Raw genomic sequence first — 18,658 nt, forward strand, 5'->3', positions numbered from 1 at the left:
TCGTTGAAGGAGATCGGCGTACGTCCCAGCTGGCGAGGCACGGGCGTTGCAAGGCGCATCCACGACCGGCTTCTTGCGGGCCGCGACGAACCGTACGTGACTCTCATGGTCAACCCGGCGGTAGGAGACGGTAAGGTCCACGCGCTCTATCAATCGTGGGGCTACAAGGACATCGGGCACAGTCAGCCATCACCGACGTCCCCTCGGCTGACGGTGATGGTTCGTCCAACCCGCTGACAGGCTCCGACGTCTGTCTCTTCGCGGTGGTCAAGGTGAGGCTGACGTGGATGGGAGGTAAACGCTGGCCCGTCCCAGCGGGCGTGCCGATGCCTTGAAAAACGCGGGATGGGCCGGCAACCGAGTTCTCGTACGCTGCTGAAGAGTGAGCGGCTGCCGAACTTGTGGGGTCGGCTGCGGTGCTGCTCCGGTCTCGCCCGACCCGACGACCGGAAGTCACCGACCTGACAGTCGTGCCTGTGGTGGTGACGGAGACGGAGCAGACCTTCAGGTTTCCGGTGCCGTCCTACCGGCGCGAGGTCGCCGGCACCGAGCAGCACGCCGCCCCGATCTCCGCGTGTGTTGACCGCCTGCGCCTGTTCGGCCTGAGCAAGCAGGTCACACCCTGGGGTCCGTCCTGCACTGCCTCGTACAGGTCGGCGCGACCGAGCGGGGGAGCTGCCTGATGCAGACCTCTCGATCGACCACCGCGCGCGGATCCTCCGGGCATGTACCAGAGGATGGGTTCGCCGGACATCCGAACATCTCTACGCTGGAGCAGCATGAAGAAGGTCGCCATCGTCGGCTGCGGAGGCAGCGGCAAATCCCACGTGGCCCGCGAGCTGGGCACGATCCTCGACGCCCCGGTGACGCACCTGGATGCCGCGTTCTACGACGACGAGTGGAACGCGTTGCCCATGGACAAGTTCACCGACGTGCAGCGCGAGCTGGTCGCGCAGCCGCGGTGGGTGATCGATGGCAACTACAACTCGACGCTGCAGGTACGGCTCGAAGCCTGCGACACGGTGATCCTGATGGACGTGTCGACCGTGGCGGCCCTGTACGGGATCTTCTTCAGGCAGATCCGGCACGGGGCCGGGCACAAGGGCAACGGGGTGCACAACCGCATCCACTGGGGCGTGATCAAGTACGTCGGCACGTACCGGCGCAAGATGCGGCCCCGTGTGATGGCGAAGATCGAGGAGTTCGGCTCCGGCGCCGACGTGGTGCTGCTGGCCAATCGGCGCCAGACGCGACGCTGGCTGCGGAAGGTGGCCGCCGAGCAGTCCTGACCGGCCCGCGCGCCCCCGGTCAGGGGGTGCGGCATGGATGAGCCCAACCCGTTCCTTGGCCCCGTCCGGCAGCGGGAGCTGTACGGACATATCTCGTGGCCGACCGACCGGACCAGCGACCTGACGCGCGCTAAGACCGCCGGCCTCCCCGTTCCCGAGACGATCGTCAGCCTGGTGCAGATCCATCACCGGCAGCCGGACCGGCTCGGCCGGGTGCTCGACATCGGTTGCGGTCGCGGCACGAGCAGCCTCGGCATCGCTGACAGCTCCGCCCCAGCGCGTCGTCGGCCTGGACGCCGCCCCCTCCCTGGTCACCGGCCATTACTTCTACGTTCTCGCCGACGGGGGTGCCGTCGACTTCGTGCACGGCGCCGCCGTAGGCACCTACATCTACCTAGTCCAGGCCGAGATACTGCAAGTGCTCAGGATCGAGCTTCGGGATCGCTTTGCGGAGTTTCGATGTCTTGGAGCCACGTAACTACGACCAGGCGGCAACCGGGCAGGCTGCCTGGATGCAGCACATGACTGACGACCTCAATGGTGTCGAAGCCGTTCCTTGGCAGTGACAACCAGTAGTGGTGGCTGTCGCGTGACTCAGCGACCTCGTTCCCGGACTCCCAGATACGTCGGCAGTCCGGATCGTTGCGAATCTCGTTGAGCAGCTCCGCCAGTTGGTGATCGTGGGGGCGCTCGAAAGCTGCGAAGCGGAGGAGTGCCAAGTACTCGGCTGCGTGCCGTGGCCAGTCGACGTATTGCTGACGAGACTCGGCTGAGAGCAATGCCCAGCGCATCAGGTTCGCCTGCGGTGCGCTGACCCATGGCCACCACTCGGTCATCGCTGCGTTGTAGCCGACGATGTTCCAGTTGGCGTCGCAGAGGTATGCGGGGCTGGGCATCACCTGGTCGACCAAGAGCAGAAGATCGCGGAGCGCTGGACTGTCAACGTGTGGGGGAGACGCCGCCGGCAAGGATCCGCCCAAGGCGTAGAGATGCAGCGCCTGCCGCTCATCGCGTTCCAGAGCGAGGACTTCCGAGAGTGCGTCGAGAGTCTGTCGCTCTAACCGAGGTGTAGCTCCGCTCTCCAGACTTCGGTACCAGCGAACGCTGCGCTGGATCGCGTCGGCGACCTCGTCCTGGGTGAGCTGACGCTGGAGACCCTTCTTTCGCCCAGCAGCCTCACGCCAGGCGCGCAAGAGTCCGGCGAGACCCATCAGCTCGCCCGGCGGGGGAGCGGAGTGAGCGGTAGAGGGCACAGGTGTGCCGTTGAGCATGGGTCCTCCGTGTCAGCAGGGAGCCCGGCCCCGACCGGACGTGAGCCTGACCGGTCTCGGGGGAGACGTCAGTGCTCGGTTCTGCACATTCCGTACTAGATGCTATGTGAACGGAAATACGTCATCTAGTGGTCTCATGGCTGCTGCGGAGAGGTCCAAGGTCCCGATTTGATGCAACGGTCAACCGTTGAACGTGTGACTGAGTTCCTGGCTGTAACCGTCTGCAAAATGTCGCCACTGGGGTAAAACGGGCGGCAATTTCATTCCGGTTGTGCGGGCTGCAAAAGATTGCCGGTCCGTATTTTGTGCGAATGCGGTCCGCCTTGGCGCCGTGTGGCGAGGCGGGGTGGTTCGCGTGAAGATCTTGAAGGTGTCGCTCTGGCTCGCCAACGCGCCCTGACGTTAAGCCAGTTGGTAAGGCGTGACCTTTATGGATCTTGTTCAGTCGTATTGCCAGAGGTCTGAGCTGTGCGGCTGTTCTGCCCTGTTGCTTTTCGTTGACGAGGGTGGAAGTGGCAGTTTTAATTCCCCACAACAGCAAACGAGCAGCAAATCCAGGGCTCGCTGTTGGAAGGGAGAAGCGACATGCAGGCGATCTGTGCTCTCGGCCCCGCCGTCGTGGCGATGCTGAGGGAATCAGCCTTCCTTCCCCCTCACGCGAGGATTGCCTGGCGTACCCGTCGGCGTTCCGCAGGTGGACCCTCTGATCAGGGAACTGCCGAACCTTCCATGCTCCTACTCGCCAGCATCGCCCTGACTGACGGTGCCGACTGCCTCAGTTAGCTGCTGCGCTGCATGTCGATTTGGCGTCGCCGGGATCTAACACTGGCTATCCGCTGGAGTGTTGGCGCCTACGGACGTATGTTCCTGCTCCCTCGGCGATCAAGTCGAGGCGTAGAGCGCAGCCTGAGGGGGACGTCAAGCGATCGACTGCATCAACTTGCCGCATCCGAGGCGAAATGAAACCGGCGCCCAGAAGCTAGCAACTTCCAGGCGCCGGAGTCGCCCCCAAGAGGAGCGGATCCATAACCGGAGCGGGTCGGCTGACCTTTTCGACGAGAACGGCCGCCCCACTCCACCTACGAGTGAGGAATTCTCGCATGCCTGAGTCCCTGGGCGGAAGGGCGCTCCCTGCCCAGCCCGCTGAACCCGTCACCCGCATCGCAGGCACCCGCGAAATACGCCTGGCAACTCTTCTCGCGGACATGATTCCCGGCGCACGCACCATCCGCGTATCGCAGCACGAGCCGGGCCGTACATGGCCGAGCCCTTACTCCCGCGTCTACGACCGCTTCGGCGGCCCCATGGCGATCAGCCCCGTCCTAGGGCGGACCGCAGCACGCTGGGTCATCAGGGCCCACCCCGCGGCCAACTGGAGCAGGGCGAACGACCTCGACCTTGCCACAGGAATCCTTCGATCAGCACAGGGAGTGCACGTCGTGACCGAGGGAGGGCGCTGACCATGGCTCGGATCCGCACGATCAAGCCCGAAGCCTTCGCCTCCGAATCGCTGGCCGCGGTCTCGCTGACCGCCGAGCGAACCTTCTTCGGCCTCCTCACGCAGGCAGATGACCACGGATGCTTCCGAGACCAGCCCGCCGTCATCGCTGGACTCATCTGGTCGCTGCGCCCCGAGCACGGCCCACTCGGCGTTGAGGACGACCTGGCGCAGCTGGCCGGCGAAGACCTGATCTGTCGCTACCAGGGCGATGACGGCAAGCGCTACTTGCACGTCCTCACCTGGAGCCTTCACCAGCGGATCAACCGTCCCAGCGGCATCCGCCACCCCCGCTGTCCTCAGCACAGTGAGACGCGTGGAGGTGCGAAGCCAGAGGCGCAAGGAGTCCTCCGTGAGCCCTCAACGTCGCATCACGGAGGACCGGCGGAGAACTCCAGCACGGCTCAGCGGCCCTCGGTGAACCGTGAAACTGCAGGTCAGGCGCGGCTAAGTGAGCCTTCAGTGAGTACGGACGCAGGGCTCACTGAACCGGCGATGAGTACGCACGCCCCGGATCTAGGACCTAGGAACCTGGATCTAGGAACTACTTCCCCTTCGGGGGACGCAGGCGTCCCCGCACCGGCCACCGCCTCTGCCCAGCAGCTCATCGCCGAATACGCCGCCGCCTGCGCTCACAGGCCGCCGCGCGATGTCCTGGGACACCTCGGCCGCGAAACGGCCAAGCTCCTCGCAGAGGGCATCCCCAGCGACCACATCCGCGTCGGACTCGCTCGCCAGCGCACCAAAGGCCTGCACCCCAGCACCCTGCCGAGCCTGGTGAACGAAGCCATGAACGCCGCACCTTCGGGTTTGGCTCGGCCGGAATCCCGCCCTAACCTCGCCGCCCACCGACCTTGGGCCAACCCCGTCGACCCTGCCGCCGCCTACGCCGAGGAGCTGTGATGCGCGACTACGAAGCCCAGCCCGTTGGCGGACTCGCGCGGCGCCTGGCCAACATCCTCACCACCAAGGGAATCGACCCGACCGCCGTACCCGTCGAGCGCCCTGAGCCGCTCCCAGCTCTCCAGGCGGCGGACTCTCGCATCCCCGCCCGCTACCGCAACGCCCTCGCCGACCACCCGGCCGTCACGGCCTGGGTGCGGGACATCGCCGCGGTCGGACGCTCCGGTCCCGGCGGTGCCCCCGGTATCGCGCAGGGACGCTCCCTGCTGATTGCCGGCACCACCGGCACGGGCAAGACCCACCAGGCGTACGGCGCGATCCGATCACTCCTCACTGCTGGAGTCCGCCTTCGCTGGAAGGCCATCACCGCCGCCGACCTGTACGCCGAACTCCGACCCCGCCCCGGCCACGACGGTGAACGCGAGTTCATGGACCTGGCCCGCTGCCCCCTCCTCTTCGTCGACGACCTCGGCGCCGCCAAGAACAGCGAGTGGACCGAGGAGATCGGGATGCGGCTGATCAATCGCCGTTACAACGAAATGCTCCCCACCCTCATCACCACCAACCTCGGCATGGCCGACCTCCGCGCCCACATCGGAGATCGCGTCGCGTCCCGCCTCACCGAGATGACGGACAAGGTCATCCTCGACGGCCCCGACCGCAGACGAGCCCTGGCCGTCGAGCGCCTGCGCGCATCCGTCGACGGCTGAAGCCACCGCCGCGAACGCTGCCGATTCGCCTCCCGCACGTACCAACCCCGGGGCCTCGCCTGCCCAAGAGCGGCCCCGGGGCGAACGGAGACACCCATATGCCCACGCACGAGCCCTGCACGCCCCGCCTCCTCGGCGACCAGTCCTGGCACGAGCATGCTGCCTGCCGAACCAGCCGTTACCGCGACGTCGACCCCGACCTCTTCTTCCCAGAGCCCGACGAGATGGACCGCATCCACGCGGCCAAGGCACTCTGCGCCCAGTGCCCCGTTCGACGCACCTGCCTCGACGCCGCACTCGAGAACGGCGACCGCGAAGGCATTCGTGGCGGCATGAGCGAAGAAGAACGAGAGCCCCTGCACAGCAAGTTGGAGCACCGTCTCGACTACGCGCGTGTCAACGCCACCCTGGCCGGACGCGACGTCCACCTCACCAAGAGCGAACGCCGAGCCGTGGTGCGCGCGGCGTACCAGGCCGACGTCACACCCGAGCGTCTCGCCTGGCTGCTCAAGATCACAGAGGAGCACGCGGACAAGCTGTACCGCCGCACGCGGCGAGAGATCCGCAACCGTTCTGTCGAAGGCGCCCAACTCGATGACACCGAAAGGGGAGCGGACACGGGTGTGTGGGGGACTGCTACCTCCCCAGCCCCTCGCCAAGACGACCTCGGGGCGGCCGCGTGAGCGACGCCGCCTCCGCATCCGCCCCCATCACGAGGTGGGACCGTGCCGCGATCGTCGCGCTCGGGACCGCAGGATGCGCCCTCTCGTACGACGCTCTGCAGCAGATGGCGACCGCCATCCACATACGCGGATTCCTGACCTTCGTGTTTCCCCTCGTCATTGACGGATTCATCGCCTACGGAGTCCGGGCCCTGCTGGTCCTCCGCGCTGCACCGCTTGCCGCCCGCTGCTACGTGTGGATGCTTTTCGGCACCGCGACCGCCGCCAGCATCTGGGCCAATGCGCTGCACGCCGTCCGCCTCAACCAGCAGCAACCCGAAGGCGACGGCCTCCACCTCGGCGACGCCACGGTCGGAGTCCTCTCCACCCTGGCCCCACTCGCTCTGGCTGGAGCTGTCCACCTGTACATCCTCATTGCCCGCCGGGTCACCGAGACTGAACTGTCGGCCGCACCGGGCAACGGCAATATCCGTACGGCACGGATCACCGCCGTTCGCCAGGACACCGTGTCCGAACCGGCCCCGCTCACGGGCGGACACCTCTCGGCGGACGCTAGCCGCCTGACGGTCGCCCAAGACGCGGACGCCGAGGTGTCGAAGCCCGCGGACGAGGTGTCCGCGCACCCGCAGGACACCCCGGCCGAACCGGAGCCGGAACAGCATGTGCGGGCCGCTGACCTGGCCGGACAGCCGAACACCAGACCTCGTCCGGTCACCCTGCTGCACCCGGCCAAGCCCTCGGTGACTACCTCGGACACCGTCCGAGGCGGTCGCGCAGACACCAGCAGCCGGAAGGTCACGGCGCTCACCGACGAGGACCTGCTCACCCTGGCCCGCCCCGCGGTCACCGAGACCGGACGCCTGACCCGGAAGGTCGTCGGCGACGCTATCCGTAGCCACGGACACGGCCTGAGCAACGACCGGCTGACCGAACTGATGGACCTCCTGCGCACCGAAGCCGACCAGCCGGACGACGCCCGGACCGGCTGACCGGACGACCTCACCCGGCGGGTGCCCCGAACTGCCCACGCCCCAGGGGCACCCGCCGCTTGCCGCCCTCTCACCGAATCGGAGATGCCCTTCATGCGCACCGCCCCAGCCACCCACGCCGAGGCCGACGCCTGGATCGCAGTCCTCACCGAGTACGGACACCTGCACCACGCCGAACCCGGCCCGGACGGCACCTGGACCGTGCAGCGCACCCCCACGAGCACGCCCCGCACCCTCCATCACCCTGTCCTTGCCCTCGACTTCGTCGCCGACGTGCTGCGCGACGTACGACGCTCCGCCCCCGGACTGCCCCGATGACACCCGAGCCGATCGCCGAAGCATCCGCTGACCTGGGGCAAGCCCACTGCCCGGCACGAGGCCGAGCAAGCTGTACCTTCCGAAACTCCTCCGCAGCCCGAGGCTGCGGAGGAGTTTCGGAAGGGCTTACCCCAGCCGCCGGGACGGCAGGGGAGGCCCGGCACCAGGGGGCGCCGGACTCTGAGGCTGCGACCGAGGGCGGATCGCAGCCGAGGGGAGAAGACGACCAGCGCGCCGCAGTGCGCACGCGTCCCCGCCTGCGCCAGAGCGTGCTGCGCGACCAAGTCCGCAGCGTCCGCCTGACCCGTGACGAACTCGACCTCGTCCGCCAGGCCGCCGACTCCGTCGGCCTGATGACCGCCGGGTTCCTCGCCGACGCCGCGGTCGCGGTCGCCCAGGTCCAAGGCGGCCCGAAGACGAAGACCTGGCTGTTGGACCAGCGCGGTCGGGTCGAGGAACTCATGGCGGCCAGCGCCCAGCTCGCCCGCGCCGGCAACAACCTCAACCAGGTCGCCCGCGTCCTGAACTCCGGCGGTCACGCCGAGCACGCCGACGAAGCGGTCGCTCGCGTCCTACGCGCCGCCGCCCGCATCGAGACCGCCGCCATCGAACTGGCCCGGCGGTAAACCGTGGTCCCGGACGTCTCCACCGGTAGCCGCACGTATGGTCTCCTCGCCTATCTCTACGGCCCCGGACGCCGCGACGAGCACACCGACCCGCACCTCGTCGCGGCCTGGACGCCGGAACTCGCCCCCGACCCCGGACGCAACCCGGCCGCCACGCTCAAGCAGCTCACGGACCGACTCGACCTCCCCGTCCTGGCCCTCCCCAAGAACCGCCGCCCTGCCCGGCACGTGTGGCACTGCCCCGTACGGACAGCGCCCGGCGACCGCCACCTCAGCGACACCGAGTGGGCCGAAGTCGCCCGCCGCATCGTCCACGCCACCGGTATCGCCGAGTACGGCGACGACAAGGCGTGCCGCTGGATCGCCGTGCGCCACGCCGACGACCACATCCACATCGTCGCCACCCTCAAACGCGAAGACGGCCGGAGCCCTCGCCGCCACCAGGACGGCATCCGTGCCCAGGCCGAGTGCCGCAAGATCGAAAAGGAGTGGGGCCTGCAGATACTCAACGAAGGAGACGGCACCGCCGCCCAACGCCCCACCAGCGCCGAGCGCGCCAAGGCCGAACGCACCGGCCGCCCCGAACCGGCCCGCGAGACTCTGCGCGAACACGTACGGCAGGCCCTGGCCGGGGCCACTGACGAAGCCGAGTTCTTCCGGCGCCTCACCGAGGCCGGCCTTCGCCTAGACGTACGCCGCGCCCCCTCCGGCGACGCCCTCGGATACAAGGTTGCCCTCCCTGGCGACCGCAACCGCGACGGCCAGCCCATCTGGTTTCCGGGCTCCCGCCTCGCTCCCGATCTCTCCCTCCCGCAGATCCGCCGTCGCCTCCAGGACGGGCCGACGGAAGACGAAGCGCTGTCTGCGGTACGCCCCGTCGAGCGCCCGGCCCGCGCTCGCCGAACTGCCACGCATGCCGCCGAGCAGTCGGTCACCCAACTTTCCGTCGGCGACGACGCGGTCGGCGCGGCCCAGCTCGTCGGTATCGGAGAACTCCTAGACGCTGTCGCCCAGACCGCGCCCGCCGCCAGCCGCAGGGAACTCAGCGAAGCTGCCCGTGCTTTCGAACGTGCCACCCGCTCCCACGTACGCGCCGAACACGCCGACCACCGTGCTCTGCGTTCCGCCGCACGCGGCATCGTCCGCGCCGGTAACGCCCTGGGTAAAGGCGAAGACGGCGGCACCACCGCGATGCTCCTGTCCACGCTGACCCTCGCCACGATCGCGGCCATCCGCTGGCACTCCGCCCGCGGACACGCCCAGCAGGCAGCCGCTGCTCGGCAGGCCGCAGAGCACCTGCGCATCGCCTACCGCACCACCTCGACCACTCCCATGGCCATGATACGGGAACAGGGCCGGCAACTCCCTGAGACCCAGCGAGACCGCTATGCCCACACCGTCGAAGGCGCCCTGCCCGAACGGGCCCGGCGCCTTCAGCAGGAACCTGGCTGGGACGCGCTCACCGCCACGCTCGCTCAGGCCGAACAAGCCGGACACGCCCCCGAACGACTGCTCCAGCGGGCCATCGAGTGGCGGGAGTTGGAGACGGCGGACAACGTCTCCGACGTACTCGTGTGGCGTCTGCGCCGCATCGCCGACCTGCCCGCCGCTCCAGGGCCGAGCCGCACGGCGACGACACGTCGGACACCACGAGCACGACCGCGTTCTCCTCAGGATCTGACGTGGACGCCCACGGTGCAGCCCGAACCAAACAACCCGCGTCGGCCCGGGCATCGCTCTTGACGGGACCGCAAAGGGGTGGACACCTCCAGGCGGTACCTGTTACGGCTGGTCAACAAGAGGACGAGGAGGATGAAGCCCCATGCTCAGCGAAGACGTTCGGGCCCCCAGAACCCTTCCGACGGCCAGCACCGGGCATGACGACCCATTGCGGCGCCTGCAGCAGGAGACGCAGCTCGGCGACGGCGTCATCCGCCTGCGCGCCACCACCCACCCCGAAGAGATCCGCATCACGGGCATCCCGTGATGTGCTCCAACTGCGGCGCGCGCCGCGACTGGATGGTCATCTGCGACCGCAGCACGATCCGCATCCGCTGCCGCTGCGCCCACGAATGGGTCGAGCCCGAACTGAGCCGCGCGGACTACGAAGCCATGATCGACGCTGGAGGCCGCGACCACCCGAGCCTGGAGGCTGCTGCCCAGGCCATGGGCTACGACGGCGCCCTCGCCGGCACCTACTTCACCGACCCACGTCCCTCGTAGGTGCACCGTATTCGGAGGCTTTCGCCTTGGCCTGGCTGCTCGGTTCTTTGGAGGGCACCGCGACGCTGGACCCCCATGCGAGGAGCGCAGCGGCGAGGGAGGCCAGGGAGAGCCCCGCGAACAGGGCCGGGTAGCCACCCAAGGTCTCGGCCAGACTGGCTCCGGCCCAGGGGGCGATCGCGGCCGCGACGGTCGCGGGTGCGGACAACAAGCCAGAGAGCGTGCCGTAGTGGGTGGCGCCCCAGCGGTCGGTGACGGCGGTGGCCTGGAGGAGGGTGAGGTTGCCGCGGACCATGCCGGCGGCGACGGCCAGCACGACGAGGAGCGGAATGGGGCCGGGGACCAGGCCCAGCGCGAGGGTAGTGGCCCCGCCGGCGGTGATCAGGAGCACTGTGCGGGTGGCCGGCGTGGTGCGTCGGGCGAGGCTCGCGTACAGGCTGCGGCCCAACGTCTGGCCCGCGCCGCCAAGGCCCAGTGCCCACGCGGCGGTTGTCGCGCTCGCACCGCGTTCGGTCAGGAGCGGTACGAGGCCGATGACGACCGCGTAGACCGCGAAGCCGGAGAGAGTGAAGGCTGCCGCAAGGAGGAGGAAGGGGCGTGTCCGGGCGACCGTGTCGCTGCTGTTCTCGGCCCCCGAATGGACAGAGGGTTCGGGAGCCGGTGGCCATGGGGCGCGCAGGGCGAGGGCGTGGGCGGGAATGGTGATCAGGGCGAGGAGTACGGCCAGGACCGCGTACGTGGTGCGCCACGTGAAGTGGTCGGCGAGGGCTGCGGTGATGGGCGCGAAGACGGTGGATGCCAGGCCGCCGGCCAGGGTGATGACGGTCAGGGCGCGGACGCGTTGCGGGCCCCACCAGCGGGTCACTGCGGCGAAGGCGGGCTGGTAGAAGGTGGCGGCCATGGCGATGCCGGCCAGGAACCAAGCGGCGTAGAAGACAGCCAGGTTGGGTGCGGCGGCGATCGCGACGACCGAGACCACCGCGAGGGCTGAGCCGAACGTCATGACCTTGTGTGGGCCGCGTCGGTCGAGGGCGCGGCCGATGGGTATGCCGGTGACGGCGGAGACGAGCAGGGCCATGGAGAAGGCGCCGGTGGTGGCGGACGTCGACCAGCCGGTGTCGGCCGTGATGCGGGAGTTCAGTACCGGGAAGGCGTAGTAGACGATGCCCCAGCTGGTGATCTGGGTGGCGCACAGGGCGGGCAGGACGGCGCGGGGCCGCGACGACCGGTGATCCGGTTCGGCGGCCCCGCCAGCGTGAAGGTTCGTCATCGTGAGGGTCAGCAGCAGCCGCTGCTGAGCTTGACCTCCGTTGCGTCACTCGGTCCGCCACAGCAGGTGCTCTGGGGCTGCTTGGCGAGGGTGTCGGCGTCGGCCTTGACGACGTAGACCTCCCAGGGTTCCTGGCCGGGACCGTGGACCCAGACCTTGTCCTGGAGGGCGTAGCAGCAGGTGGTGTCGTTCTCCACCGCCGTGTCGAGTCCCTGGTCGGCGAGGCGGGTGGTGGCTGCGTGCACGGCTTCGGAGGAAGCGACTTCTACGCCGAGGTGGTCCATGCGCGTGTCCTGCCCGGCCTCGCCCTGGACGAGGACGAGCTTGAGCGGGGGTTCGGCGATGGCGAAGTTGGCGTAGCCCTCGCGGAGCTTGGCCGGTTCGGTGTTGAAGAGCTTGCTGTAGAAGGCGATCGAGGCTTCGAGGTCGGGCACGCGCAGAGCCAGTTGCACACGGGACATGGTGGTCCTCCTGTCGTGATGGATGGCGTGGGCGTGGTGCGCGTCAGCAGCAGCCGCCGGAGGCGGGGGTCTGGGAGGTTCCGGGGGCGCCGAGCTGGATCAGGGCGGGGGCCGGGGCGCAGCAGCCGCCATCGCCCTCCTGGGCGTCGGGGGTGTCAAAGAGGCCGGCGCCGCCGCAGACACCGGTCTCGGGGAGGGTGAGCTCGACGCGGTCGGCGGACTCCTTGTCCCCGGCAAGGGCGGCGACGACCGAGCGGACCTGCTCGTAGCCGGTCATGGCGAGGAAGGTGGGGGCGCGGCCGTAGGACTTCATGCCGACCAGGTAGATGCCCTGTTCGGGGTGGGACAGTTCGCGGTGGCCGTGCGGGTAGACGGTGCCGCAGGAGTGCTGGTTGGGGTCGATCAGCGGGGCCAGCTCGACCGGGGCCTGCAGACGCTCGTCGAGGCCGAGGCGGAGTTCGTCGAGGAAGGACAGGTCGGGGCGGAAGCCGGTGAGCACGATGACCTCGTCGACCGGGTCGAGACGGCGTCCGTCCTCGGCGACCAGGACCAGGCGGCCATCCGCGTCCCGCTCGATGGCGTCGGTGCGGAAGCCGGTGACCGCGTCGGCGTGGCCCTCGTCGACGGCGGTCTTCGCGGCCAGGCCGAGGGCGCCGCGGGCGGGGAGCTGGTCGGCTTCGCCGCCGCCGAAGGTGGAGCCGGAGATGCCGCGCCGCAGGATCCACACGCCCTTGGTGTCAGTGCCGTCGTCGGACTTGGCGAGGTCGGCCAGGGAGGCGAGGGCGGTGAAGGCGGAGGCGCCGGAGCCGATGACCGCGGTGCGCTTGCCCGCGTAACGGGCGCGTACGGCAGGGTCCTTGAGGTCGGGCACGCGGTACGTGATGCGGTCCGAGGCGGCGCGCTCGCCGAGCGCGGGAAGACCGCTGCCGCCCGCCGGGGACGGGGTGGCCCAGGTGCCCGAGGCGTCGATGATGGCGCGGGCGAAGATCCGCTCCTCGTGGCCGTCGGCGTGGGTGACGTGGACGACGAAGGGCTGGGTCTCGCGGTCGGCGTCGACGATGCGGTCGCGGCCGGAGCGGGAGACGCCGGTGACGGAGGCGCCGGTACGGACCTTGTTGCCGAGGGCGTCGGCGAGCGGCTGCAGGTATGCGTCTGCCCAGTCGCCACCGGAGGGGTAGGTGTCCGGGTCGGGGCGGGTCCAGCCGGTGGGGGCGAGCAGCTTCTCGGCAGCCGGGTCGACGACCTCGCCCCAGGTGGAGAAGAGGCGAACGTGCGCCCACTCGCGCACGGCGGCAGCGGCCACAGGCCCGACCTCCAGGACGAGGGGCTCGAGCCCTTGCTCGACGAGGTGCGCGGCGGCGGCCAGACCGATGGGGCCCGCTCCGATGACGACGACGGGGAGGTCCTCGGTGCGGCTGGTGGCAGGTGCGGTCATTGCGGCGACCCTCCGGAGCTTGTTTCGATTGCTGTCGATACAGAGGAGCTTGCCTCGTGCATCGACGAGTGTCAACATAGACGCATGTCGAATTCTCAGATGGTGGAGCTGACGGTCGTGGAGCCGGACGCCCAGGCGGCGGAGTCAGTGGTGCCGTGCTGCCCGCCGATCACGGCGGGCGAGCTGTCGGTGGCCGACGCCGAGAAGATGGCCGCGATGTTCAAGGCACTGTCGGACCCGGTGCGGCTGCGCCTGTTCTCCAAGGTGGCCTCGCACGCGGGCGGCGAGGCGTGCGTGTGCGACATCTCCGACGTCGGCGTCTCGCAGCCGACCGTCTCCCACCACCTGAAGAAGCTCAAGGACGCGGGACTGCTCACCTCCGAGCGGCGTGGCACGTGGGTCTACTACAGCGTCGCGCCTTCGGTGGTGGCGGCGATGTCGGCCATGCTCGATCTGCGCAGCTAGCTCCCTGCGAAGGGCGGTTCAGGTGCCACAGTCGGGCGGGCAGCAGCGCGCCAAGTACGACTGAAGGTCGGCGAGGCGCAGGCTCGTGGTGGTGCCGTCGGCGCGGTAGTAGACCTGTTTGCCTTCGCGCCGGGAGGTGACCAGGCCGCCGCGCCGCAGCAGGCTCAGGTGCTCCGAGGTGGTCGACGGCTTGAGGCCGCAGCGTTCCGCGATCTCTCCGACGGTGAATTCGACGTTCCCGGCGAACTGCAGCATCACGCGCTGACGGGTCTCACTCGCCAGCGCCTTGAGGAAGTCCGCGGTCGCGGCGTCCATCGCCTGGGCCGCCTCCTGCCCGTCGTTTCCCTCGGCCACTCGCGATCACCCACGCCCTTCATTTCGTTATTTCCCGAATCGACGACACGACTTAGGAAAGGTCACTCTCTCATGGAGCACACCGACCTGATCATCATCGGAGCAGGCCAGGCGGGCCTGGCCACCGCCGCTCTGGCCCGCCGGTACGGCTTCGGCCGCCCCCTGCTCCTGGAGGCGGCTGCCGAGCCGGCCGGCTCCTGGCCGGACTACTACGACAGCCTCACGCTCTTCTCTCCCGCCCGGTACTCGATGCTGCCCGGCCTGACCTTCCCCGGGAATCCCGACCGGTACCCCACCCGCGACGAGGTCGTCGACTACCTGCGCCAATACGCCACCCGACTCGACGCCGACGTGCGCACCCGCACTCGCGTCACCTCCGTGCGCCGCGAAGGCGGAGCGTGGATCGTCACCGCCGAGGACGGCACGTCCTGGTCGGCGCCTGCTGTGATCGCCGCGACCGGGAACTACTCCACCCCCAACATGCCTGTGCTGCCCGGCCAGGACGCGTTCACCGGCCGCGTGCTGCACGCCGCCGAGTACCGGGGGCCCGAGCCGTTCGACGGGCAGCGGGTCGTCGTGGTCGGCGGCGGCAACTCCGCAGTGCAGATCGCCGCTGAACTCGGAGCCGTCGCCGAGGTATCCCTGGCCACCCGGCGCCCACTGGGCTGGATGCCGCAGACCATCCTCGGCCGGGACCTGCACTGGTGGCTCAAGTACACGCGCCTCGACGTCGCGCCCATCCGGAGGTGGCTGGAGAAGCTGCCCGTTTCCGTGCTCGATGACGGCCGCTATCGAGCCGCTCTGGACCGGCACGGTGTGGACCAGCGCTCGATGTTCGCGCGGTACGAGGCCGACGGCGTGGTCTGGGACGACGGCACGAAGGAACGGGTGGACGCCGTGCTGCTGGCTACGGGGTACCAACTCGCCTTCCCCTACCTCGAAGGCACCGGCGCCCTGGACCACGACGGGCAGCCGTTGCACCGGGGCGGGGTCGCCTCCAGCGTGCCGGGACTCGGGTTCGTCGGCATCGAGTTCCAGCGCAGCTTCTCGTCCAAGACGCTACGTGGGGTAGGACGGGACGCGGGGTACGTGCTGGCGCGCCTGCGCCGATGACGGTCCGCAGAGGCGCCGACGTCCGGGGATTGTCAGTGGGGCGCGGCACCATGGACGCGTGAGCATTGATATCCCTTGGGCCCGCGCCGAGTTGGCACAGGTCCTTGAACTGACCGAGCTGTACCGTCCTCCGGACCCGCCGGGGATGATGATCCTCTCCAGCAGCCTGAGCAATCGCGGCAAGCAGTCCGACATCGTCGCCAGCGCGCACGTGGTCGAGCAGATCCTCGAACGCGTGCTGCCGCGATGGCGTACCGAAGTGCCCACGGACCGGGCCGAGAACGTGAACCGCTGGTGCCAGCACCGCGAGGCCGCGCAGCGCGCTGACGCAGCCCTGCAGCGGGATGCGGAAGTCCGCTCGCGCCTCGGCGATGACGCTCCTCAGCTCAGCGCCGCGACCATGCACCCCTGGGTGTGGAGCGGCGCTTGCTCCCTGTGGCAGAGCGGGCACTTCCGCGAAGCAGTCACGGCCGCGGCCAAGAAAGTGAACGCGGAGACGCAGAACAAGGTGGGCCGCCGCGACGCGGGTGAGACCGCCTTGTTCCAGAGCGTGTTCTCCAAGGACGACCCCAGGCCGGGGCAACCGCGCCTGCGGCTCAGGGCCGACGACGGCAGCGACACCTTCCGCAGTGTTCACCGAGGAGCCGCTGCCTTCGCGGAAGGGTGCTTCGCGGGTATCCGCAATCCCAATAGCCATGAGGACGGGCTGCCGGAACTGCCGGAGAACGAGGCACTGGAGCAACTCGCGGCGTTCAGCGTGCTGGCCCGTTGGGTGGATGCCGCCACTCTCGCGACTTGAGAGGGTGCCGAGCTCGATCAGCGCAGGAGGCCGGCGATCTCCCGGGCGGCGTCCCGAGCGGGTCGTCCTACGCCAATCAGCGTGGCGGAGGCGGGCCCAGTCCAGTCGCCGTAGCCGAGCAGGTGCAGGCGCGGCTCGTCGACCGCGCGGGTGCCCTCCGTGGCGATGTGGCCGCGGGGGCCCCGGAGGTGGAGCGGACCGAGATGGGAGAGGGCGGGCCTGAAGCCGGTGCACCAGATGATCGCGTCGGCTTCGGCGCGGGTCCCGTCGGCCCAGACCACGCCGCCTCGCTCCAGGCGGTCGAACATGGGGGACGCCTTGAGTAGTCCCGCATCCCGTGCCGCCCGCACGGGCGGGACCGCCACGATGTCGCCGAGGGAGGCGACGCCGCCGGTGTCGGTGCGGCCCGCGTCCAGGGCGCGGCGTCGGGCGGTGGCCGCGTCGAACAGGGCCCGCCCGTCGATGTCGTCGGCAAGGAAGCGAGCCGGGCGCTGGGTGACCCAGGTCAGCTCGGTGTCGTAGGCGAGGTCGGCGGCGATCTGGGCGCCGGAGTTGCCGCCGCCGACGACCACGACGCGCTGGCCGGCGAATTCGGCCGGGCTGCGGTAGTCCACGGTGTGCAGCTGACGGCCGCTGAAGTCGGTCCGTCCGGCGATCGCGGGCAGGAACGGCCGCCACCATGTCCCTGTCGCCGAGACCACAGCCCGCGCCCGCCACGTACCGGTGTCGGACTCGACCCGTAGATGGGCGCCGTCGTGGTGCACGCCGTGGACTCGAACCGGCCGTACGAGGGGCAGCTCGTACCGCTGCTCGTATTCGGTGAGGTACTCCACCACGTGCTGGGCGTCCGGATAGACCTCGCCCACCTGCACCGGCATCGGCCGCCCCGGCAGCGAGGAGAACGCCGCCGGGGAGAACAGGTGGAGCGAGTCCCAGGTGTGCTGCCAGGCGCCGCCGGGCGTGGGCTGGGCGTCCAGGATGACGAAGTCCAGGCCCTGGCGGCGCAGGTGGTAACCGGCGGCGAGCCCGGCCTGGCCGCCGCCGATCACCACCACATCGACGTACTCCTGGGTCATGCGGCCGTCGCTGCCGTAGCGCACTTGGGGCAGCGCACCGTACGGGCGACTGCCTCTTGGGGAGCCCCGACCACGGGACCGCGTCGGACGCTTCGGTCCGTCACCCGCGCATGTTCTTCGCACACGGCGGCGCCGCAGTCGTGGCACACGCCGACGGCGGTCGCCGCGGTTCCTTGCGCATGACAGTCGAGGCAGTGCATCAGCTCTCCTTGGCGGTTGTCGTGAGCTGGGCCGGGGCGAAGTTCTTGCGCCAGGCCAGTGCCACGTAGACGAGTCCGATCAGGACCGGGACCTCGATCAGCGGGCCGACCACTCCGGCCAGTGCCTGCCCGGACGTCACGCCGAAGGTTGCGATGGCGACGGCGATGGCCAGCTCGAAGTTGTTGCCCGCCGCCGTGAACGCGAGCGTGGTGGTGCGCTCGTAGGAGAGGCCGATGGCCTTGCCCAGCAGGAAGCTGCCGAAGAACATCACCGCGAAGTAGACCAGCAGCGGCAGCGCGATCCGGACGACGTCCAGTGGCTGCGAGGTGATTGCGTCACCCTGGAGCGCGAAGAGGATGACGATCGTGAAGAGCAGCCCGTACAGGGCCCACGGGCCGATCTTCGGGAGGAAGTTGGACTCGTACTTCTCCCGGCCCATCTTCTTCTCGCCGACGCGGCGGGTGAGGTAGCCGGCGACCAGCGGGATGCCGAGGAAGACGATCACGTTCAGGGCGACGTGCCAGACCGGGACGTCGAGCCCCTGGCCGTTGCCGAGGCCGAGCCACTGCGGCAGCAGGTCGAGGTAGAACCAGCCGAGCAGGCTGAAGGCGATCACCTGGAAGACGGAGTTGAGCGCGACCAGGACCGCCGCGGCCTCGCGGTCGCCGCACGCGAGGTCGTTCCAGATGATGACCATGGCGATGCAGCGGGCCAGACCGACGATGATCAATCCGGTGCGGTACTCCGGCAGGTCCGGGAGGAAGATCCACGCCAGTGCGAACATCACCGCCGGGCCGACGATCCAGTTGATGACCAGCGACGAGACCATGAGCTTCTTGTCGCCGGTGACCGTGTCGAGCTTGTCGTAGCGGACCTTCGCGAGGACCGGGTACATCATCACGAGCAGGCCGATGGCGATCGGCAGTGAGATGCCGCCGATCTCGACCCTCGCCAGCGCGTCGCCCAGGCCGGGG

At 69.2% G+C, this 18,658-nt stretch carries 21 protein-coding genes and 1 pseudogene; 15 read left to right on the forward strand and 7 right to left on the reverse strand.

The window, feature by feature from the left end:
* The 3 genes and pseudogenes from GTW43_RS38385 to GTW43_RS38390 form a co-directional block, all read left to right on the forward strand.
* On the forward strand, window positions 1-237 hold a 237-nt coding region (locus GTW43_RS38385), incomplete at its 5' end, for a GNAT family N-acetyltransferase (protein ID WP_161306098.1).
* Window positions 238-779: 542 nt separating this feature from the next.
* Window positions 780-1,289: a topology modulation protein gene (locus GTW43_RS35550; protein ID WP_161306099.1), complete on the forward strand. Its 510-nt coding sequence runs from the start codon at window positions 780-782 to the stop codon at window positions 1,287-1,289.
* A 310-nt stretch (window positions 1,290-1,599) separates the two neighbouring features.
* A pseudogene (locus GTW43_RS38390) lies at window positions 1,600-1,704 on the forward strand (adenosylhomocysteinase); the annotation flags it as partial.
* A 7-nt stretch (window positions 1,705-1,711) separates the two neighbouring features.
* Here GTW43_RS38390 and GTW43_RS35560 read toward each other — a convergent pair.
* Window positions 1,712-2,560 (reverse strand): helix-turn-helix transcriptional regulator, encoded by an 849-nt coding sequence (locus tag GTW43_RS35560; protein ID WP_161306100.1) that lies wholly within the window; start codon window positions 2,558-2,560, stop codon window positions 1,712-1,714.
* Window positions 2,561-4,022: 1,462 nt separating this feature from the next.
* Here GTW43_RS35560 and GTW43_RS35565 point away from each other — a divergent pair.
* The 9 genes from GTW43_RS35565 to GTW43_RS38405 all read left to right on the forward strand — a co-directional run bounded on the left by GTW43_RS35565 (window position 4,023) and on the right by GTW43_RS38405 (window position 10,510).
* Complete coding sequence (locus tag GTW43_RS35565) at window positions 4,023-4,961, forward strand: hypothetical protein (RefSeq protein ID WP_161306101.1); 939 nt, start codon at window positions 4,023-4,025, stop codon at window positions 4,959-4,961.
* Window positions 4,961-5,671: an ATP-binding protein gene (locus GTW43_RS35570; RefSeq protein ID WP_161306102.1), complete on the forward strand. Its 711-nt coding sequence runs from the start codon at window positions 4,961-4,963 to the stop codon at window positions 5,669-5,671. The genes GTW43_RS35565 and GTW43_RS35570 overlap by 1 nt, the downstream gene beginning before the upstream one ends.
* Before the next feature lie 98 nt (window positions 5,672-5,769).
* Entirely contained in the window at window positions 5,770-6,354 is a 585-nt protein-coding gene (locus GTW43_RS35575) for a WhiB family transcriptional regulator (protein WP_161306103.1), read from the forward strand.
* Window positions 6,351-7,343, forward strand: a complete 993-nt coding sequence (locus tag GTW43_RS35580) for a DUF2637 domain-containing protein (protein WP_161306104.1) — start codon at window positions 6,351-6,353, stop codon at window positions 7,341-7,343. Before GTW43_RS35575 ends, GTW43_RS35580 begins: the two co-directional genes overlap by 4 nt.
* A 93-nt stretch (window positions 7,344-7,436) precedes the next feature.
* Window positions 7,437-7,661, forward strand: coding sequence for a hypothetical protein (locus tag GTW43_RS35585; RefSeq protein WP_161306105.1), 225 nt, complete (start codon window positions 7,437-7,439; stop codon window positions 7,659-7,661).
* A gap of 239 nt (window positions 7,662-7,900) precedes the next feature.
* On the forward strand, window positions 7,901-8,287 hold the full coding sequence (mobC, locus tag GTW43_RS38395; protein WP_343246218.1) for a plasmid mobilization relaxosome protein MobC: 387 nt from the start codon (window positions 7,901-7,903) through the stop codon (window positions 8,285-8,287).
* A 3-nt stretch (window positions 8,288-8,290) separates the two neighbouring features.
* On the forward strand, window positions 8,291-10,030 hold the full coding sequence (locus GTW43_RS35595; protein ID WP_161306107.1) for a relaxase/mobilization nuclease domain-containing protein: 1,740 nt from the start codon (window positions 8,291-8,293) through the stop codon (window positions 10,028-10,030).
* Window positions 10,031-10,109: 79 nt separating this feature from the next.
* Window positions 10,110-10,274 carry a hypothetical protein gene (locus tag GTW43_RS38400; protein WP_237536986.1) on the forward strand — a complete coding sequence of 55 codons (165 nt, stop codon included), beginning with the start codon at window positions 10,110-10,112 and terminating at the stop codon, window positions 10,272-10,274.
* Window positions 10,271-10,510 (forward strand): hypothetical protein, encoded by a 240-nt coding sequence (locus tag GTW43_RS38405; RefSeq protein ID WP_237536987.1) that lies wholly within the window; start codon window positions 10,271-10,273, stop codon window positions 10,508-10,510. The genes GTW43_RS38400 and GTW43_RS38405 overlap by 4 nt, the downstream gene beginning before the upstream one ends.
* On the opposite strand, the gene GTW43_RS35605 is transcribed toward GTW43_RS38405, so the two are convergent.
* From GTW43_RS35605 to GTW43_RS35615, 3 genes are read right to left on the reverse strand one after another with little or no spacing between them, the layout of a single operon-like run.
* Window positions 10,488-11,780, reverse strand: a complete 1,293-nt coding sequence (locus GTW43_RS35605; RefSeq protein ID WP_161306108.1) for an MFS transporter — start codon at window positions 11,778-11,780, stop codon at window positions 10,488-10,490. The genes GTW43_RS38405 and GTW43_RS35605 overlap by 23 nt on opposite strands.
* Window positions 11,781-11,788: 8 nt before the next feature.
* Window positions 11,789-12,241: an ArsI/CadI family heavy metal resistance metalloenzyme gene (locus GTW43_RS35610; protein WP_161306109.1), complete on the reverse strand. Its 453-nt coding sequence runs from the start codon at window positions 12,239-12,241 to the stop codon at window positions 11,789-11,791.
* Window positions 12,242-12,284: 43 nt separating this feature from the next.
* Window positions 12,285-13,676: an NAD(P)-binding domain-containing protein gene (locus GTW43_RS35615; RefSeq protein ID WP_161306110.1), complete on the reverse strand. Its 1,392-nt coding sequence runs from the start codon at window positions 13,674-13,676 to the stop codon at window positions 12,285-12,287.
* A gap of 84 nt (window positions 13,677-13,760) precedes the next feature.
* Here GTW43_RS35615 and GTW43_RS35620 point away from each other — a divergent pair, with 84 nt between their 5' ends.
* The gene (locus tag GTW43_RS35620) at window positions 13,761-14,141 is read left to right on the forward strand and encodes a metalloregulator ArsR/SmtB family transcription factor (protein WP_161306111.1); all 381 of its coding nucleotides are present in this window, start codon (window positions 13,761-13,763) and stop codon (window positions 14,139-14,141) included.
* An 18-nt stretch (window positions 14,142-14,159) separates the two neighbouring features.
* Here the strand turns inward: GTW43_RS35620 and GTW43_RS35625 are convergent, their stop codons facing one another.
* Complete coding sequence (locus tag GTW43_RS35625) at window positions 14,160-14,456, reverse strand: metalloregulator ArsR/SmtB family transcription factor (RefSeq protein WP_161306112.1); 297 nt, start codon at window positions 14,454-14,456, stop codon at window positions 14,160-14,162.
* 111 nt (window positions 14,457-14,567) lie between these two features.
* On the opposite strand from GTW43_RS35625, the gene GTW43_RS35630 reads away from it, so the two are divergent.
* Together GTW43_RS35630 and GTW43_RS38730 are read left to right on the forward strand one after the other, a co-directional pair.
* Window positions 14,568-15,608 carry an NAD(P)/FAD-dependent oxidoreductase gene (locus GTW43_RS35630; protein WP_161306113.1) on the forward strand — a complete coding sequence of 347 codons (1,041 nt, stop codon included), beginning with the start codon at window positions 14,568-14,570 and terminating at the stop codon, window positions 15,606-15,608.
* A gap of 58 nt (window positions 15,609-15,666) precedes the next feature.
* Complete coding sequence (locus GTW43_RS38730) at window positions 15,667-16,407, forward strand: TIGR02391 family protein (RefSeq protein ID WP_202502357.1); 741 nt, start codon at window positions 15,667-15,669, stop codon at window positions 16,405-16,407.
* A gap of 17 nt (window positions 16,408-16,424) precedes the next feature.
* Here GTW43_RS38730 and GTW43_RS35640 read toward each other — a convergent pair whose 3' ends face one another.
* Window positions 16,425-17,483 (reverse strand): ArsO family NAD(P)H-dependent flavin-containing monooxygenase, encoded by a 1,059-nt coding sequence (locus tag GTW43_RS35640; RefSeq protein ID WP_161306117.1) that lies wholly within the window; start codon window positions 17,481-17,483, stop codon window positions 16,425-16,427.
* A gap of 199 nt (window positions 17,484-17,682) precedes the next feature.
* Window positions 17,683-18,658, reverse strand: a 976-nt coding sequence (gene arsB, locus GTW43_RS35650) for an ACR3 family arsenite efflux transporter (protein ID WP_161306115.1), incomplete at its 5' end; no start/stop codon positions are given.

Origin of the sequence: Streptomyces sp. SID5785 (genome assembly GCF_009870065.1) — a bacterium.
Classification (GTDB): domain Bacteria; phylum Actinomycetota; class Actinomycetes; order Streptomycetales; family Streptomycetaceae; genus Streptomyces.

What these genes read in the sequence shown, in the direction of transcription:
- GTW43_RS35575 (WP_161306103.1), top strand. Translation starts at nt 5,770, where the DNA reads ATGCCCACGCACGAGCCCTGCACGCCCCGCCTCCTCGGCGACCAGTCC.
- GTW43_RS35625 (WP_161306112.1), bottom strand. Translation starts at nt 14,456, where the DNA reads ATGGACGCCGCGACCGCGGACTTCCTCAAGGCGCTGGCGAGTGAGACC.
- GTW43_RS35610 (WP_161306109.1), bottom strand. Translation starts at nt 12,241, where the DNA reads ATGTCCCGTGTGCAACTGGCTCTGCGCGTGCCCGACCTCGAAGCCTCG.
- GTW43_RS35570 (WP_161306102.1), top strand. Translation starts at nt 4,961, where the DNA reads ATGCGCGACTACGAAGCCCAGCCCGTTGGCGGACTCGCGCGGCGCCTG.
- GTW43_RS35585 (WP_161306105.1), top strand. Translation starts at nt 7,437, where the DNA reads ATGCGCACCGCCCCAGCCACCCACGCCGAGGCCGACGCCTGGATCGCA.
- GTW43_RS35620 (WP_161306111.1), top strand. Translation starts at nt 13,761, where the DNA reads ATGTCGAATTCTCAGATGGTGGAGCTGACGGTCGTGGAGCCGGACGCC.
- GTW43_RS35640 (WP_161306117.1), bottom strand. Translation starts at nt 17,483, where the DNA reads ATGACCCAGGAGTACGTCGATGTGGTGGTGATCGGCGGCGGCCAGGCC.
- GTW43_RS35550 (WP_161306099.1), top strand. Translation starts at nt 780, where the DNA reads ATGAAGAAGGTCGCCATCGTCGGCTGCGGAGGCAGCGGCAAATCCCAC.
- GTW43_RS35630 (WP_161306113.1), top strand. Translation starts at nt 14,568, where the DNA reads ATGGAGCACACCGACCTGATCATCATCGGAGCAGGCCAGGCGGGCCTG.
- GTW43_RS35615 (WP_161306110.1), bottom strand. Translation starts at nt 13,676, where the DNA reads ATGACCGCACCTGCCACCAGCCGCACCGAGGACCTCCCCGTCGTCGTC.
- GTW43_RS38400 (WP_237536986.1), top strand. Translation starts at nt 10,110, where the DNA reads ATGCTCAGCGAAGACGTTCGGGCCCCCAGAACCCTTCCGACGGCCAGC.
- GTW43_RS35605 (WP_161306108.1), bottom strand. Translation starts at nt 11,780, where the DNA reads ATGACGAACCTTCACGCTGGCGGGGCCGCCGAACCGGATCACCGGTCG.
- GTW43_RS35565 (WP_161306101.1), top strand. Translation starts at nt 4,023, where the DNA reads ATGGCTCGGATCCGCACGATCAAGCCCGAAGCCTTCGCCTCCGAATCG.
- GTW43_RS35560 (WP_161306100.1), bottom strand. Translation starts at nt 2,560, where the DNA reads ATGCTCAACGGCACACCTGTGCCCTCTACCGCTCACTCCGCTCCCCCG.